This window comes from Micromonospora sp. BRA006-A, assembly GCF_033433935.1.
Classification (GTDB): domain Bacteria; phylum Actinomycetota; class Actinomycetes; order Mycobacteriales; family Micromonosporaceae; genus Micromonospora; species Micromonospora aurantiaca.
This window is the reverse complement of sequence record NZ_JANCLW010000001.1, coordinates 6,179,455-6,194,089: the sequence shown is the minus strand read 5'-3', so window position 1 is coordinate 6,194,089 and position 14,635 is coordinate 6,179,455. Positions and strand designations below refer to the sequence as shown.

Sequence of the window (14,635 nt, the reverse complement as noted above, 5' to 3'; positions counted from 1 at the left end):
TTGCATGATGGCGGGCATGACGGAGACCCCGCACCCCCTGTACGACAGGCACCGCGAGACCCTCGACCGGGCGCTGACCGCCATCGCGGAGCGCGGGTACTGGTCGGCCTACCCCGAGTCGCCCAGCCCACGGGTGTACGGCGAGACCGCCGCCGCCGACGGCAAGGCCGCCTTCGAGGCGTACCTGGGCGGGGACTTCCCGCTCGACCAGGCCGGTGACGGCACCACCGTGGCCACCGAGGTCAGCCCGTTCGGGGTGACGCTGGACGTGCGCTACCCGCACGCGGGCGCCGACCAGCTGGTGTCCGCCGCGAGCGCGGCGCTGCCCGCCTGGCGCGACGCCGGCCCGCAGGCCCGCGCCGGTGTCTGCCTGGAGATCCTGGACCGGCTGCACCGCAACGTGTTCGAACTGGCGAACGCGGTGCAGTTCACCAGCGGCCAGGCGTTCGTGATGGCGTTCCAGGCCGGTGGCGCGCACGCGCTGGACCGGGCGCTGGAGGCGATCGCCTACGCGTACGCGGAGATGACCCGCCACCCGGGCACCGCCGGCTGGGAGAAGGCCGCCGGCAAGGGTGAGCCGTTGCGGATGACGAAGACGTTCCACGTGGTGCCGCGCGGGGTCGCGCTGGTCATCGGCTGCAACACGTTCCCGACCTGGAACTCGTACCCCGGTCTGTTCGCCTCGCTCGCCACCGGCAACCCGGTAGTGGTGAAGCCGCACCCGCGCGCGGTCCTGCCGCTGGCGATCACCGTCAAGTACGCCCGCCAGGTGCTCGCCGAGGCCGGCTTCGACCCGAACCTGGTGCAGCTCGCCCCCGAGACCGACGGCGAGAAGCTCGCCACCACGCTGGCGCTGCACCCGGCCGTCAAGATCGTCGACTTCACCGGCTCCACCGAGTACGGCGACTGGCTGGAGGCGAACGCCCGGCAGGCCGCCGTCTACACCGAGAAGGCCGGCCTGAACACGGTGGTGATCGACTCCACCGACGACTTCGCCGGGCTCTGCCGCAACCTCGGCTTCACGCTGACGCTGTACAGCGGCCAGATGTGCACCACCTCGCAGAACCTGCTGATCCCGCGCGACGGCATCTCCACCGACCAGGGGCACAAAAGCTTCGACGAGGTGGCGGCCGGGATCGCCGGCGCGGTCGCCAAGCTGACCGCCGACCCGGCCCGGGGCGTCGAGCTGACCGGCGCGATCGTCAACGACGGCGTGCTGGAGCGGCTGGAGGAGGTCACCAAGGTCGGCGAGCCGGTGCTGGAGTCGCGCACCGTCGAGCACCCGTCGTTCCCCGGCGCGGTGGTGCGTACGCCGACCGTGGTGAAGCTCGACGCGTCCGACACCGCCACCTACTCACGGGAGTGGTTCGGGCCGATCTCGTTCGCCATCGCCACCGACTCGACCGAGCACAGCCTGCGCATCCTGCGCGAGACGGTGGGGGAGAAGGGCGCGCTCACAGCGGGCGTCTACTCCACCGACGAGGCGGTGCTGGACGCGGCCGAGGCGGCGGCGGTCGACGCCGGGGTGCACCTGTCCTGCAACCTGACCGGCGGGGTGTTCGTCAACCAGTCGGCCGCGTTCTCCGACTTCCACGGCTCCGGCGCGAACGCGGCGGCCAACTCGGCGCTGACCGACGGCGCGTACGTGGCGAACCGGTTCCGCATCGTGCAGAGCCGCCGCCACGCCTGAAAGGAGGGGCCCCTCCTTAACGCCTCCGGTAGAGGAGGGGCCCCTTGTTAACGCCGCGATAAACGCCGCGCAGGCTCAGGCCGGGCGGCGCATCTGCAGCTCGTGCAGGCCGGTGATCCGGGGGTGCGGCACCCGTACCCCGGTGTCCACGAAGCCCAGCTTCTGATAGGCCCGGTAGGCGCGGTCGTTGCCGACCACCACCTCCATCATCAGTTCGGGCCGCCCGCAGGCGCGCGACCAGGCCGCCACCTCGTCGACGAGCGCCGCCAGCAGGCCGGTACCCCGCCGCGCCGGCGTCACGTAGACCGCGTAGACGAGCGTCAGGCCCGGTTCGTCCGGCGCCGCGACGCCGCCGGCGTGGCCGACCAGGCGGCCGCCCGGATCGGCCACGAACTGCGCGTTGTGGTCGCCCCGGGATACGGCCGCGACCCGGGCCGCGAACTCCGTGTGCGGCAGGGCGGCGGCCTCGGCCACGGTCTCCAGGAACGCCAGCGGGGAGTCGGCCAGCATCTCCAACCGGAGCGCCCGCATCCGGGCGGCGTCGGTCGGCCGTACCCGGTGGACGGTGGTCGTGGTGCGCACGCTGGTCATGCCGCATGCATACCGGACGGCCCGGTGCACGTGTGCGACAGGGCCGTGCGACGCCCGGAATATGCCCGATTTGTGGTCGTGCGCCGCCGTCACGCCTCGTGTAGCGTGCGATTTCGGTCACCGAATTCAGCGTTACCGATCGCTGGGCCGGTGCGCCGCCGGTGCCGGTCCGCCGGTCTCCGGGTCTTGGAACGCCGCGCAGAGTGAGGAAGTGCACCGTGGCACAGGGCACCGTGAAGTGGTTCAACGCCGAGAAGGGCTACGGCTTCATCGCCGTCGACGGCGGGCAGGACGTCTTCGTCCACTTCTCCGCGATCGAGATGGACGGCTACAAGGCGCTCGACGACGGCCAGCGCGTCGAGTTCGAGATCGCGCAGGGGCAGAAGGGCCCGCAGGCCGAGCGGGTCCGCGTCATCGCCTGACCTGCGGCGGGCGGTGCTCCGTGACCGGGCCCCGGACCGGGGGGCTGCGTCGCGGCCGGACACCATGGAAGATCATGAGCCGTTCCAGCCGTAGTCGCTGAGGAGGGCCCATGTCCGATCTGCCCCCGTCGGGTTCCACCGAACCGGTGCCGCCGGCGTCGTCCGGCCCTCCGGCCGACCCGACCGCGCCCCCACCGCCGGCCGCCGCGCCGTCGGGGACGCCCGCCTCCGGCCCGCCCGGCGCCGACCCGTGGGCCGGCCACACCGGGCACGCCCCGATCGTTCCGGAGTACGGCAGCCCGCAGCCCGGCGCCCCGAACCCGGCCGGCCAACCCGGCTGGGGCACCCCGCCCGGCGGGACCGCCCCGGGTGACGTCCCACCCGGCCACACCCCGCCGGGCTGGACCGCCCCGGGCACGCCGTCGGAGGGCTGGAACACCCCGGGCGCTACGCCGCAGAACTGGAACGCCCCGGGCACCCCGCCACACGGCTGGAACGCGCCGCCCGGCACGCCGCCCCCGGGCTGGGGCCCTCCCGCGTACCCGGGCCATCCGATGCCTGGCGCGGCGTACCCGGTCCCCGGGGCCGCGTACCCGATGCCGGCCGGTCCCGGCGCGTACGCCGGCTGGTTCCCCGGCCTCGACCCGCAGGATCCGCTCGTCAACCCGCCGCACGCGGGCATCGGTCCCTGGTTCGCCCGCTGCACCGCCGCGCTGCGGCGCGGCTGGCGGCAGTTGCTGCCCATCGTGCTGCTCACCCAGGTGCTCCCGGCCTCGGTGATCAGCGTCCTCACGCTCGTCTTCAGCCCTGAGGGCGAGCTGGCGACAGCGCCGGACGGCGCGCCGGTGCTGCCGGCCGGTTTCTGGGGGCAGATGTTCGCCTTCTACGGCGTGCTCCTGTCCGCCGGACTGATCTTCGGCCTGCTCCAGGCGATGGGCTGGGCCGCCGGCACCTGGGTGGTCACCCGCCAGGCGGCCGGCGAGCCGGTCGAACTCGGCGCCGCCTTCCGGTACGGGCTGCGCCGCGCCCTCGGACTGTGGGGCTGGACGCTCCTGGTCTCGCTGCTGGTCATGCTCGGCAGTTGCTTCTGCCTGCTGCCCGGCCTCTACGCCGCGTTCGCGCTGGCCCTGTTCGGCCCGGTCTACCTGTTCGAGCGGCGGGAGCCGATCGGGCGGGCGTGGCGGATGTTCCACAACCGGTTCGGCATGGTGCTGGGCCGGGTCGCGCTGGTGATCGCGGTGCTCTTCGCGGCGACGGTGCTGGATGCCGTGGTGGGCGGGATCAGCGGGGCGGCGTTCGGCGTCACGCCGATGAATGCCGTCGGCACCGCGATCGGAGCCGTGGTGCTCGCCGTGTTCGGTGCCCTGCTCGCCGCCCCGGCCTACCTGGCGCAGCAGGTCGGGCTGGTTGTCACGTACGCCGAACAGCGGGCTCACGAAGGCCCGGTGAACGCGGCCCGGCTGGCGGCGGAACTCGGCTGAGCGGGGCTGTCGTGCTTGCACTCGGCTAGGGAGAGTGCTAAACAAGTCATTGGCACTCGCGTACGGTGAGTGCCAGAAGGTCGGGGCGGTAGGGCCACGGTCGCGCCGGTGTCCGAAGGGGTGCCGGAGCGGTACGAGGCCGGTCGTCGCGGGCTGTCCGGCCCGACCGAGGAGACGTCGTCGTCGCCAGGTGGCGACGTCCCCAAGGTGCGTACACCAGACGGCCCATCCGGGCATCCCGGGTGGCCCGTGAGTGTCCAGGAGGACAACGCCGTATGGCCAAGATGATCGCGTTCGACGAAGAGGCGCGCCGCGGCCTCGAGCGGGGCATGAACCAGCTCGCCGACGCCGTGAAGGTGACCCTCGGCCCCAAGGGCCGCAACGTCGTGCTCGAGAAGAAGTGGGGTGCCCCCACCATCACCAACGATGGTGTGAGCATCGCCAAGGAGATCGAGCTCGAGGACCCGTACGAGAAGATCGGCGCCGAGCTGGTCAAGGAGGTCGCGAAGAAGACCGACGACGTGGCCGGTGACGGCACGACGACGGCGACCGTCCTGGCCCAGGCCCTGGTCCGTGAGGGTCTGCGCAACGTGGCCGCCGGCGCCAACCCGATGGCCCTGAAGCGGGGCATCGAGGCGGCCGTGGCCAACGTCTCGGAGGAGCTGCTCAAGCTCGCCAAGGACGTGGAGACCAAGGAGCAGATCGCCTCCACCGCCTCCATCTCCGCCGCCGACCCCAGCGTCGGCGAGATCATCGCCGAGGCGATGGACAAGGTGGGCAAGGAAGGCGTCATCACCGTCGAGGAGAGCAACACCTTCGGCCTGGAGCTCGAGCTCACCGAGGGCATGCGCTTCGACAAGGGCTACATCTCCGCCTACTTCATGACCGACCCGGAGCGTATGGAGGCCGTCTTCGACGACCCGTACATCCTGATCGTCAACAGCAAGATCTCGTCGGTGAAGGACCTGCTCCCGATCCTGGAGAAGGTCATGCAGTCGGGCAAGCCGCTGCTGATCATCGCCGAGGACCTGGAGGGCGAGGCCCTGGCCACCCTGGTGGTCAACAAGGTCCGTGGCACCTTCAAGTCGGTCGCCGTCAAGGCGCCGGGCTTCGGTGACCGCCGCAAGGCCATGCTGACCGACATCGCCATCCTCACCGGTGGTCAGGTCATCAGCGAGGAGGTCGGCCTCAAGCTGGACGCGACCGGCCTCGAGATGCTGGGCCGCGCCCGCAAGGTCGTGGTGACCAAGGACGAGACCACCATCGTCGACGGTGCCGGCGACGCCGAGCAGATCCAGGGCCGGGTGAACCAGATCCGGGCCGAGATCGACAAGAGCGACTCCGACTACGACCGGGAGAAGCTGCAGGAGCGTCTGGCCAAGCTGGCCGGCGGTGTTGCGGTGATCAAGGTCGGCGCGGCCACCGAGGTCGAGCTGAAGGAGCGCAAGCACCGCATCGAGGACGCCGTCCGCAACGCGAAGGCCGCCGTCGAGGAGGGCATCGTCCCGGGTGGTGGCGTCGCGCTGGTGCAGGCCGGCAAGACCGCCTTCGACAAGCTGGACCTGGCCGGCGACGAGGCGACCGGCGCGCAGATCGTCAAGATCGCGCTGGACGCCCCGCTGCGGCAGATCGCCGTCAACGCCGGCATGGAGGGTGGCGTCGTCGTCGAGCGGGTTCGCAACCTCGACCCGGGTCACGGCCTCAACGCCGCGACCGGCGAGTACGTGGACCTGCTGGCCGCGGGCATCATCGACCCGGCCAAGGTGACGCGTTCCGCGCTGCAGAACGCCGCTTCGATCGCCGCGCTGTTCCTCACCACCGAGGCCGTCGTCGCGGACAAGCCGGAGAAGACCCCGGCCGCCCCGGCGGGCCCGGGTGGCGGGGAGATGGACTTCTGAGTCCAGCTCCATCCAGTACGCCGAAGGGGGCGGGCCGCGTCAGCGGTCCGCCCCCTTTCCGCGTATCCGGCTCAGGTGGGCAGCGGGCGCTGGTTGCGCCGCTTGTGCGCCCTGTCGTACGGCGGCGGCAGCCGCCTCGGCTCGTCCACCGGCTGCCGTGACTCCTCCACCGGTGGCCCGTCGCCGCCGGTCAGCTCGGCGAGCTGCTCGGCGTCACCGACGTCGAGCCGGTCGAACGGAAGCTGGCCGGGAAGCTCGTCGGGCGGGCGCCGGCCCGCCGCCGGGTCCTCGGCCCGTTCGTCATTCGTGGTCATGCACCGCCTCCTCTGCTCCGACCGTAGAGCCCGGTCGATGGCGAAGGAGGCCGAATGGCGCTATTGACGTCTATGCCCCTTTGACGGCTTTCCGGTAGAGGAAGAACACCCGCTCGATCCGGGCGCCCGCCGCGTTCGAGTAGAACGGCACCGGCCCCACCCAGCCGATCTGCGCCGCCGTGATCCCGGCGGCGGCCTGGTCACGCAGGCAGCGGCGCAGCAGCACGCCGCCGATCCCGGAGCCCTCCGCCGCCGGTGCGGTGCCCATCGGCCCGAACCAGCTCGGCCGCGCCGACCCGTACGCGGCGAACCCGAGGATCTCGCCGTCCCGCTCGGCCAGGTGCACACCCGCGTCCGGCCGTCCCACCGAACCGGCCAGCTCACCGTCCCAGGTGCCGCCGAACGTGGACCTGGCGAACGCGGCGAGCGCCGGCAGGTCGGCGGAGCCGGCCCGGCGTACCGTCACGCCCCGCCCGGCCAGCCGCTGCTCGGCGGCCTCGGTGGGACGCAGCGCCGCCGAGCCCTCGGTCAGCTCGGCGGTCATGTTCCAGGCGGTACGGTCCTGCCGGTAGCCGAGCCGCTGCGCGGCGCAGACCGCCGGGGTGTAGCGCACGTCGATGCCCGGCCAGGCGTAGTGCGGCGGGTTACCGGCGAGCAGCACCTCGGCCGCGCCGAGCGCGCCGAGCCGGCTCTCCGCCTCGGTCAGCAGCGCTCCGCCGACGCCCTGGCGTCGCTCCGCAGGCGCGACAGCGACCAGGTCGACGTGGCCGAGGCGCGGATCGGCCGCCGACAGCGACCCGATCAGTACGCCGACCAGCGCGCCGTCGCGTACCGCGCCGAGGCGCAGCACCCGGCGGCCGGCCTCGGCCCGCTCCGCCACGGTGACCACCACGGCTGACGCCTCGGCCGCGTCCTCCGGCAGGTCGAATGACAGCCGGCACAGCTCGACCACCTCGGGCAGCCGGTCCCGGCCCAGCTCGATGATCTCCACGTTCATGGACGCCGACAGTAGGGCATCGGCAGGCCAATGGACAGGGTTGTTAACCGGTGGTCGCGGAGCGGGCCGCGCGCACCGCCGCGTACGCGTCCACCAGCCCGGCGCCGGAGACGTCCTGCGGTCCGCCGCAGGTGTCGGCACCGGCGGGCGACGCGACCGGCTGGGCGGTGTCGCGCAGGATCGCCCGGGTCCGTTCCAGGTTCCCGACCAGCGCCGGATTCGCCGACCACATCAGCGCCACCACACCGGCGATCTGCGGCGTCGCCATCGAGGTGCCGTCCAGGGTGGCGTAACCACCGCCGGGCATCGCGGAGAGCACAGCCGCACCGGGGGCGACCAGGTCCGGCTTGGCCCGGCCGTCCGGCGCCGGGCCCCGGCTGGAGAACTCGGTGACGCGGCGCTGCCGGTCCACCGCCCCGACGGTCAGCACGTCCGGGTACGGCGCGGGCGGGTCCGCGATCGAGCCGCACGACGGGCCGGTGTTCCCGGCCGCGGCCACCACCAGGATGCCCGCCGCGGTCAGCGCGGCGGTCGCCGGTCGCAGCGCCCCCGGGTCGCATCCCTCCACCGGCGGGCAGCCCCACGAGTTGGTGAGCACGTCCGGGGCGCGGGAGGGACGGCCGTCGGTCAGTGGGTTCCCGCCCGGCGGGAACGGGGCCAGCATGAACTGGAGACAGTCGAGGTAGCGGGCCGGGCTGCCCATGTTGCGGTCCAGGTTGACGCAGCCGACCCAGCTCGCACCGGGTGCGACGCCGATCCCGTCCCGGCCCACCGCGCTGCCGAGCGTGTGGGTGCCGTGGCCGCCCCGGTCGGCCGGGGCGCGGCGGCCCTCCCAGGGGTCGTACCAGGAGTCGTCGCCGCCCCGGAAGCCGTCCGCGAGCGCCGGGTGCCGGCCGTCCACCCCGGAGTCGGAGCTGCCGACCACCACGCCGGACCCGGTGACGCCCAGGTCCGACCAGACCCGGTCCGCGCCGATCAGGGAGACGTTCCAGGCCGGGCCGGCCGGCGCCGGCTGGTCGCCACGCGCCTCCGGTGCGAGCGCGGGCAGCGGGCGCACCCGCTGGCTGACCAGCACGCGGGCCACCTCGGGGCGGCTCGACAACCAGGCCCGTACCGCCGGCCCGCCGTCCGTCTCGATCGCGTTGACCAGGTAGTACGGCGTCGGGTTCAGCCGCATCCGGGTGAGCGTGCGGCGCAGGTCGCCCTGCGTGCGGTCGGCTGTCGCCACCAGCCGCCGGTAGACCTCACCCGCCCGGGCGTCCCGTCCGGCCCGGCCCGGCGTCCCGGCCGGCAGACCGGTCAGGTCGGCCTGCTCGCGCAGCACCACGAGCAGCCGCTCGCCGTACAGTCCGGGCTGGCCGGGGACCACGTACACCACGGCGACGGCGGCGAGCAGCGCGGCGGCGGCCAGCGCGGCCGGACCGCGCCGGGGCGCGCGGGCGCGGGACCGGGCGAGCAGCACGCCGTACCCGACTGCGAGCAGGACCGCGACGGCGAACGCCACGCCGGTGCCCACCGCGACCCAGAACGGCATGTCGCGGGTGGCGGAGAGCAGGAGGCTGATCTCCTCCGGGTCGGTGAACGCCAGCGGCCCCAGCAGGGCGAGCCCGACCAGCCGGCGCGCCGGCGCGGGCCCGGCCGGACGGCCCGCGTGGCGGGCCGCCGCCTCCAGCGCGGCCAGCACGAAACCGAGCGGCGGCAGCAGGACCAGCGCCGGCAACTGCACGCCCGTCTGCCCGGCGCCGGCCGCGAGCGGCGTCAGCGCGACCCCCGCGACCAGGCCGCCGACGAGCACCAGCCGGACCGGGCCGGGCCCGAACGAGGCCCAGAAACCGGCGCCGAGCAGCGCCCCGGCGAGCGCGCCCAACGCGGCGGCGGCCAGGGCGGCCAGCAACGTCTCCAGCGCTCCGCCGAGGGCGCCCACCCAGGCCCACGGCAGCAGTACGGCCAGCCCGGCCGCGATCGCCAGCAGCGACACCGACCCGAACCGGCCCTCCGGGGCCGCATCCACCACCACCGGTGGCCGGACCCGGCCGAGGCGGACGGCGACGAGCGCGAGCACCGCGGCGGTCACCGCGAGCGCGGCCAGGTACGCCTCGTGGTGCACCGGCGGCACCGTCCGCAGCAGCGTGGTCGCGCCGAGCGCCACCACGGCGGCGGTCCAGGCCCGGCCGGTCGCCCGCAGCGCGGGGGAGCGGGGCGCGAGCGCCAGCGCCAGCGCCGGGGCGCCCGCCAGCAGCACCGTGGCCACCGCCACCACCGGCCAGGCCGCCACCGGCCGGTCCGCGCCGATCACCAGCGCCACCTGGTCGACCAGCCAGCCGGTGACCTGGCCCGGCACGGTGACCAGCACGATCCACACGCCGGTCGCCACCGCCGCGACGACCGGCCACGGACCGGTCCCGCGCGGCGGCGGCGGTACGGGGGCGAGCGGCGGACCGGTCAGCATGGTCATCACGGTACGGCCGGGCCGTGTCGCCGCGCGCCCGGGACGGTTACCGTTGACTGGTGCGTGACCCGAGTGTGTCCCGATCCACGGCCGGCCGGCTGTCCGCCGAGCGCCGCGCCGACGACCTGCGCCGGCTCCGGGCCGAGCGGTTCGACGTGCTGGTCATCGGCGGTGGCGTGACCGGAGCGGGCGCCGCGCTCGACGCCGCGTCCCGAGGGCTGAAGGTGGCCCTGGTGGAGGCGCGCGACTACGCCGCCGGCACGTCCAGCCGGTCCAGCAAGCTGATCCACGGCGGCCTGCGCTACCTGGAGCAACTGGAGTTCCACCTGGTCCACGAGGCGCTGACCGAGCGCGGCCTGCTCGCCACCCGGCTCGCGCCGCACCTGGTCCGGCCGGTGCCGATCCTGGTGCCGCTGCCCGCCGAGGGCGGCGCGCGCGACCTGCCCCGGCGGTTCTTCCGCCGCTCCTACTACGGCCTCGGCGTGGCCGCGTACGACGCGTTCGCCGGGGTGTTCGGCGGCGGGCGTGGCATGCCGCTGCACCGGCACCTCACGCGCGAGGGCACCCGCCGGATCTTCCCCAGCCTCCGGCCGGACAAGCTGGCCGGCGCGATCCGCTACTACGACGGCCAGGTCGACGACGCCCGCCTGGTGGTGACGCTGGCGCGCACCGCCGCGAGCCTCGGCGCGACTGTGGTGACGAGTGCCCGCGCGGTCGGCCTGACCCGGCAGGCCCGGGAGGTCACCGGCGTGCGGGTCCGCGACCTGGAGGCGCCCGCCGGTTCGCCGGACGCCGAGTTCGAGGTACGCGCCCGCACCGTGATCGCCGCCACCGGCGTGTGGAGCGACGACATGTCGCGGATGCTCAACGACGTCGGGCTGCGCCCGAAGCTGCGGGTCCGCGCCTCCAAGGGGGTGCACCTCGTGGTGCCCCGCTCGGCGATCGTCGGCGAGACCGGCCTGATCCTGCGTACCGCGACGAGCGTGCTGTTCGTGATCCCCTGGGGCGGGCACTGGATCATCGGCACCACCGACACGGACTGGCAACTCGACAGGTCCCACCCGGCCGCCACCGCGAGCGACATCGACTACCTGCTGTCGCAGGTCAACGAGGTGCTGGACCGTCCGCTGACCACCGCCGACATCGAGGGCGTGTACGCCGGGCTGCGCCCGCTGCTGGCCGGCGAGGCGGACTCCACCTCCAAGCTGTCCCGCGAGCATGCCGTGGTGGAGCCGATGCTCGGTCTGCTGCTGGTCGCCGGCGGGAAATACACCACCTACCGGGTGATGGCCTCCGACGTGGTCGACCGCGCGATGCACCGGCTCGGCCGGACCCGCTCCTCGCGTACCGCCGACCTGCCGCTGCTCGGCGCCGACGGGTACGCCGCCATGTGGCGGGACCGGGCCGACCTGGCCCGCCGGCACGGGGTGGCGGTCGGCGTGGTCGAGCACCTGCTGGAGCGCTACGGCAGCCTCACCCTGGAACTGCTCGCCCTTGTCGACGCCGATCCGCTGCTCGGTTCGCCGCTCGCGGGCGCGCCGGAATACCTGGCCGCCGAGGTGACGTACGCCGCCCGAGCCGAGGGCGCACTGCACCTGGAGGACGTGCTCACCCGGCGTACCCGGATCTCGATCGAGACCAGCCACCGCGGCCTGGAGTCGGCGGAGCACGCCGCCGAGCTGATGGGCGCGGTGCTCGGCTGGGACGCGGCGACCCGGGACCGGGAGGTCGCCCACTACCGGGCGCGGGTGCTGGCCGAGCGGGAGTCGCAGCTCATGCCGGACGACATCGCTGCCGACGCGGCCCGCCTCGGCGCGCCCGATGTGCGCGGATTCGCGGCAGACCGAGGGACCGACGGCCCGGGCGTTGAACTTCCGGCCTCCCCCAGGTAGGGGATCCCCTACCCGGGCCGCTCGGCCGCTGGTGCGCGCTACCTACGGAAGTGTAGGTTTCCCCGCGTGGTTCGCCCATCCTGGTTGCGCGTCCCCGCCCTGTCCGCTGTTGTGCTGCTGGCAACCGCTCTGACCGGCTGCTCCTTCGGCCGGGCCGAGGGCGCCACCACACCCGGAGCCGGCACGGCCAGTCCGACACCGGACGGCCGACGCGTCTCTCTGGTGCAGCGGCTCGGTGACGGCCCGGTCCGCAACCTCGACGTGGACCCGTCCGGCCGCTGGCAGTGCCGCGACTGCGCCGGCGACGGCGTGGACGCCACCGGCACGCTGAGCCCGGACCAGACGCGGCGGCTCCAGCGGATGCTCGCGGACCCGGCGATCGCGACGGAGACCGACCAGGCCCGCAACTACAAGCAGGGCTGCATCGGCGTGCTGACCTCGACGCTGCTCGTGCCGCCGGGCCTGACAGTCACCATCCAGGACTGCCCGGGCGAGCCGAAGCCGAAGGTGGCCTACGACGTGCTGCTGCTCGTCACCCAGGCCACGCCCGCGGAGGACAAGGGCTAGAACACCTTGCCGGGGTTGAGCAGCCCGGCCGGGTCCAGCGCCGCCTTGATCGCCTGGTGCACGCGTACGCCCACCGGGCCGATCTCGCGGGCCAGCCAGTCCCGCTTGAGCAGCCCGACGCCGTGCTCCCCGGTGCAGGTGCCGCCCAGGTCCAGCCCCAGCCGCATGATCTCGTCGAAGGCCTGCCGTCCCCGGGCCAGGCTCGCCGGATCGGCCCGGTCGACCACGATGTTCGGGTGCATGTTGCCGTCGCCGGCGTGGCCGACCACCCCGATCGGCACCCGGCACGCCTCGGCGATCCGGGCCACCCCGTCGAGCAGCTCCGCCAGCCGGCCGCGCGGCACCGCCACGTCGTCGATGACCAGGCCGCCGTTGCCACCCGGGAACGTCTCGGCGGCGAACCGCTCCATCGCCGGGTGGGCCAGCCGCCGCGCCTGGAGCAGGGCCGCCGCCTCGGCCGCGTCGGTGGCCGCGTAGACCTCGTCGGCGCCGGCCGCCGTACACACCTCGGCGAGCCGGGCCAGGTCGTCGGCGGCCCGCGCGCCGGTGTCCACCGCCGCGAGCAGCAGCGCCTCGGCATCGGTGCGCAGACCCATCGGCCGGTACGCCTCGATAGCCAGCAGATGCGTCCGGTCCAGCAGTTCCAGCAGGCTCGGCGTGAGCCCGCGCTCGGCGATCCCGGCGACCGCACCGCCTGCCGTCGCCACCGTGGGGAAGACCGCGACCAGTGTCAGTGACTCCTCCGGGGCCGGACGCAACGCCACGGTCACCTCGGTGATCACGCCGAGCGTGCCCTCCGAACCCACGAACAGGCGGGTCAGGTCGTACCCGGCGACCCCCTTGGCGGTCCGCCGCCCGGTGCGCAGCACCTCACCGGAGGCGAGCACCACCTCCAGGCCCAGCACGTACTCGCTGGTCACGCCGTACTTCACGCAGCACATGCCACCGGCGTTCGTGGCCACGTTGCCGCCGATCGTGGACGACTCCCACGAGCCGGGGTCCGGCGGATACCAGAGGCCGCGCTCCCGTACCGCGCGGGCCAGCGCCGCGTTCACCACGCCCGGCTGCACCACGGCGATCCGCCCGACCGGGTCGATCTCCCGCACCGCGTCCATCGCCACGGTGCTCACCACCACCGCGCCGTCGACCGCGTTCGCCGCGCCGGCCAGCCCGGTCCGCGCACCCTGCGGCACCACTGGTACGCCGTGCCGCCCGGCCGCGCGGACCACCGCCACCACCTCGTCGGTGTCGCGGGGCCGCACCACGGCCAGCGGGGTGCCCGAGTCGCACAGGTCGGCCTCGTCGCGCTCGTGCCCGGCCAGCAGATCCGGGTCGGTCAGCACGGCGGCGTCACCGAGCGCGGCCCGCAGGTCGTCGAGGAGGGGATGGGCGGCCATGCCGGGAAGGCTACCGGCGTACCGTCTGTTGCCGTGCTCTACCTGGACCCGCCCGCCGTGCCTTGGCGCGGCCGGCTCTGGTCGCACCTGATCAGCGACGTCTCCTACGCCGAGCTGCACGCGTTCGCCGAGATGCTCGGCGCGCCCCGGCGCGGCTTCGACCGCGACCACTACGACGTGCCCGCCGAGCGGTTCCGGGCGGCGGTCTGGCTGGGCGCCACTGTCGTGCCCTCGCGGGAGATCGTCCGGCTGCTGCGGGACGCCGGGCTGCGCCGCCCCAAGCACCGCGTCTCAGGTGAGCGCGGCCAGCTCCCGGGACAGGTTGGCCCGGGCCCGGTCCTCCCAGCGGGCGTGCGGCTCGGGTAGGCGGTACAGCGCCGGCAGGTCGAGCAGGTGCCGCAGCACCGCGGCCCGGCCGGTGCGGAAGTCCGGTTCGGGGACGTGCGCGTACTCGGCGCGGATCGCCGCGGCGTACCTGTCGTAGCGCTCCGCCGGGGCGGCGAGCACCGCCAGGTCCGCGTCGCACAGCAGCGCGCCGTCCGGGTCGTCCGGCCCGGCCGCGTGGCCGGCGGTGAGCAGCACCAGGCGGCGTACCCCGGTCACCGTCGCGGCCGGGAGGCCGGCGGCGGCCAGCAGCTCGACGGCCAGGTCGGCGCTGGCACGCTCGTTGGCGTCGCCCGCCGCGCGCGGGTCGTAGACCGCGTCGTGGCACCACGCCGCCAGCCGGACCAGGTCCGCGTCGCGGGCCAGACCGGCGTACGCGTCGACCACGTCGAGCACCGCCCGCAGGTGCGCCTCGTCGTGGTAGCGCCGGTGCGGCTCCCGCCAGCCCGCCAGCAGCCGGGCACCGGCCCGGTCGGCAGCCGCCGGATCGGTCGCGCCCGCCGCCCGTGCCGTGTCCCGCCAGCGTGCCGTCAGGTCGTCCATCGGGTGCAGT

13 protein-coding genes are annotated in these 14,635 nt (G+C 74.4%); 7 read left to right on the top strand and 6 right to left on the bottom strand.

The genetic code is table 11. The features are described 5' to 3' along the window. Nucleotides 1-16 precede the first annotated feature (16 nt). On the top strand, nucleotides 17-1,690 hold the full coding sequence (gene paaN, locus NMK34_RS28370) for a phenylacetic acid degradation protein PaaN (RefSeq protein ID WP_318335886.1): 1,674 nt from the start codon (nucleotides 17-19) through the stop codon (nucleotides 1,688-1,690). A 75-nt stretch (nucleotides 1,691-1,765) separates the two neighbouring features. Here paaN and NMK34_RS28365 read toward each other — a convergent pair whose 3' ends face one another. Then, nucleotides 1,766-2,281, bottom strand: coding sequence for a GNAT family N-acetyltransferase (locus NMK34_RS28365; protein ID WP_318335885.1), 516 nt, complete (start codon nucleotides 2,279-2,281; stop codon nucleotides 1,766-1,768). A gap of 218 nt (nucleotides 2,282-2,499) precedes the next feature. On the opposite strand from NMK34_RS28365, the gene NMK34_RS28360 reads away from it, so the two are divergent. The 3 genes from NMK34_RS28360 (at nucleotide 2,500) to groL (ending at nucleotide 6,082) form a co-directional block, all read left to right on the top strand. Then, nucleotides 2,500-2,703 (top strand): cold-shock protein, encoded by a 204-nt coding sequence (locus tag NMK34_RS28360; protein WP_013288855.1) that lies wholly within the window; start codon nucleotides 2,500-2,502, stop codon nucleotides 2,701-2,703. Nucleotides 2,704-2,813: 110 nt separating this feature from the next. Then, the gene (locus NMK34_RS28355; protein ID WP_318335884.1) at nucleotides 2,814-4,184 is read left to right on the top strand and encodes a hypothetical protein; all 1,371 of its coding nucleotides are present in this window, start codon (nucleotides 2,814-2,816) and stop codon (nucleotides 4,182-4,184) included. A 275-nt stretch (nucleotides 4,185-4,459) separates the two neighbouring features. Continuing rightward, nucleotides 4,460-6,082: a chaperonin GroEL gene (groL, locus tag NMK34_RS28350; RefSeq protein ID WP_018787968.1), complete on the top strand. Its 1,623-nt coding sequence runs from the start codon at nucleotides 4,460-4,462 to the stop codon at nucleotides 6,080-6,082. A 71-nt stretch (nucleotides 6,083-6,153) separates the two neighbouring features. Here groL and NMK34_RS28345 read toward each other — a convergent pair whose 3' ends face one another. The 3 genes from NMK34_RS28345 to NMK34_RS28335 all read right to left on the bottom strand — a co-directional run bounded on the left by NMK34_RS28345 (nucleotide 6,154) and on the right by NMK34_RS28335 (nucleotide 9,848). Beyond that, complete coding sequence (locus tag NMK34_RS28345) at nucleotides 6,154-6,396, bottom strand: hypothetical protein (protein ID WP_318335883.1); 243 nt, start codon at nucleotides 6,394-6,396, stop codon at nucleotides 6,154-6,156. A gap of 70 nt (nucleotides 6,397-6,466) precedes the next feature. Continuing rightward, complete coding sequence (locus NMK34_RS28340) at nucleotides 6,467-7,393, bottom strand: GNAT family N-acetyltransferase (RefSeq protein ID WP_318335882.1); 927 nt, start codon at nucleotides 7,391-7,393, stop codon at nucleotides 6,467-6,469. A gap of 43 nt (nucleotides 7,394-7,436) precedes the next feature. Continuing rightward, the gene (locus tag NMK34_RS28335) at nucleotides 7,437-9,848 is read right to left on the bottom strand and encodes a S8 family serine peptidase (RefSeq protein WP_318335881.1); all 2,412 of its coding nucleotides are present in this window, start codon (nucleotides 9,846-9,848) and stop codon (nucleotides 7,437-7,439) included. A gap of 68 nt (nucleotides 9,849-9,916) precedes the next feature. Between NMK34_RS28335 and NMK34_RS28330 the strand changes: the two genes are divergently transcribed. After that, entirely contained in the window at nucleotides 9,917-11,734 is a 1,818-nt protein-coding gene (locus NMK34_RS28330) for a glycerol-3-phosphate dehydrogenase/oxidase (RefSeq protein WP_318336448.1), read from the top strand. Nucleotides 11,735-11,800: 66 nt separating this feature from the next. After that, a complete protein-coding gene (locus NMK34_RS28325; protein ID WP_318335880.1) occupies nucleotides 11,801-12,301 on the top strand; it encodes a hypothetical protein in 501 nt (166 codons plus the stop codon). Here the strand turns inward: NMK34_RS28325 and NMK34_RS28320 are convergent. Further along, nucleotides 12,298-13,698 carry an FAD-binding oxidoreductase gene (locus NMK34_RS28320; RefSeq protein WP_091330695.1) on the bottom strand — a complete coding sequence of 467 codons (1,401 nt, stop codon included), beginning with the start codon at nucleotides 13,696-13,698 and terminating at the stop codon, nucleotides 12,298-12,300. The two genes, NMK34_RS28325 and NMK34_RS28320, sit on opposite strands and share 4 nt — an antisense overlap. 33 nt (nucleotides 13,699-13,731) lie before the next feature. Here NMK34_RS28320 and NMK34_RS28315 point away from each other — a divergent pair, with 33 nt between their 5' ends. Beyond that, nucleotides 13,732-14,064: a DUF4031 domain-containing protein gene (locus NMK34_RS28315; protein ID WP_013475092.1), complete on the top strand. Its 333-nt coding sequence runs from the start codon at nucleotides 13,732-13,734 to the stop codon at nucleotides 14,062-14,064. On the opposite strand, the gene NMK34_RS28310 is transcribed toward NMK34_RS28315, so the two are convergent. Beyond that, nucleotides 13,990-14,625: a metal-dependent phosphohydrolase gene (locus NMK34_RS28310; protein WP_318335879.1), complete on the bottom strand. Its 636-nt coding sequence runs from the start codon at nucleotides 14,623-14,625 to the stop codon at nucleotides 13,990-13,992. The genes NMK34_RS28315 and NMK34_RS28310 overlap by 75 nt on opposite strands. Between the last annotated feature and the right edge of the window lie 10 nt (nucleotides 14,626-14,635).

Bases quoted from the DNA above. Each gene is read 5' to 3' on its own strand.
- NMK34_RS28355 (WP_318335884.1), top strand. From the start codon at position 2,814: ATGTCCGATCTGCCCCCGTCGGGTTCCACCGAACCGGTGCCGCCGGCG.
- groL (WP_018787968.1), top strand. From the start codon at position 4,460: ATGGCCAAGATGATCGCGTTCGACGAAGAGGCGCGCCGCGGCCTCGAG.
- NMK34_RS28320 (WP_091330695.1), bottom strand. From the start codon at position 13,698: ATGGCCGCCCATCCCCTCCTCGACGACCTGCGGGCCGCGCTCGGTGAC.
- NMK34_RS28365 (WP_318335885.1), bottom strand. From the start codon at position 2,281: ATGACCAGCGTGCGCACCACGACCACCGTCCACCGGGTACGGCCGACC.
- NMK34_RS28335 (WP_318335881.1), bottom strand. From the start codon at position 9,848: ATGACCATGCTGACCGGTCCGCCGCTCGCCCCCGTACCGCCGCCGCCG.
- NMK34_RS28345 (WP_318335883.1), bottom strand. From the start codon at position 6,396: ATGACCACGAATGACGAACGGGCCGAGGACCCGGCGGCGGGCCGGCGC.
- NMK34_RS28310 (WP_318335879.1), bottom strand. From the start codon at position 14,625: ATGGACGACCTGACGGCACGCTGGCGGGACACGGCACGGGCGGCGGGC.
- paaN (WP_318335886.1), top strand. From the start codon at position 17: ATGACGGAGACCCCGCACCCCCTGTACGACAGGCACCGCGAGACCCTC.
- NMK34_RS28340 (WP_318335882.1), bottom strand. From the start codon at position 7,393: ATGAACGTGGAGATCATCGAGCTGGGCCGGGACCGGCTGCCCGAGGTG.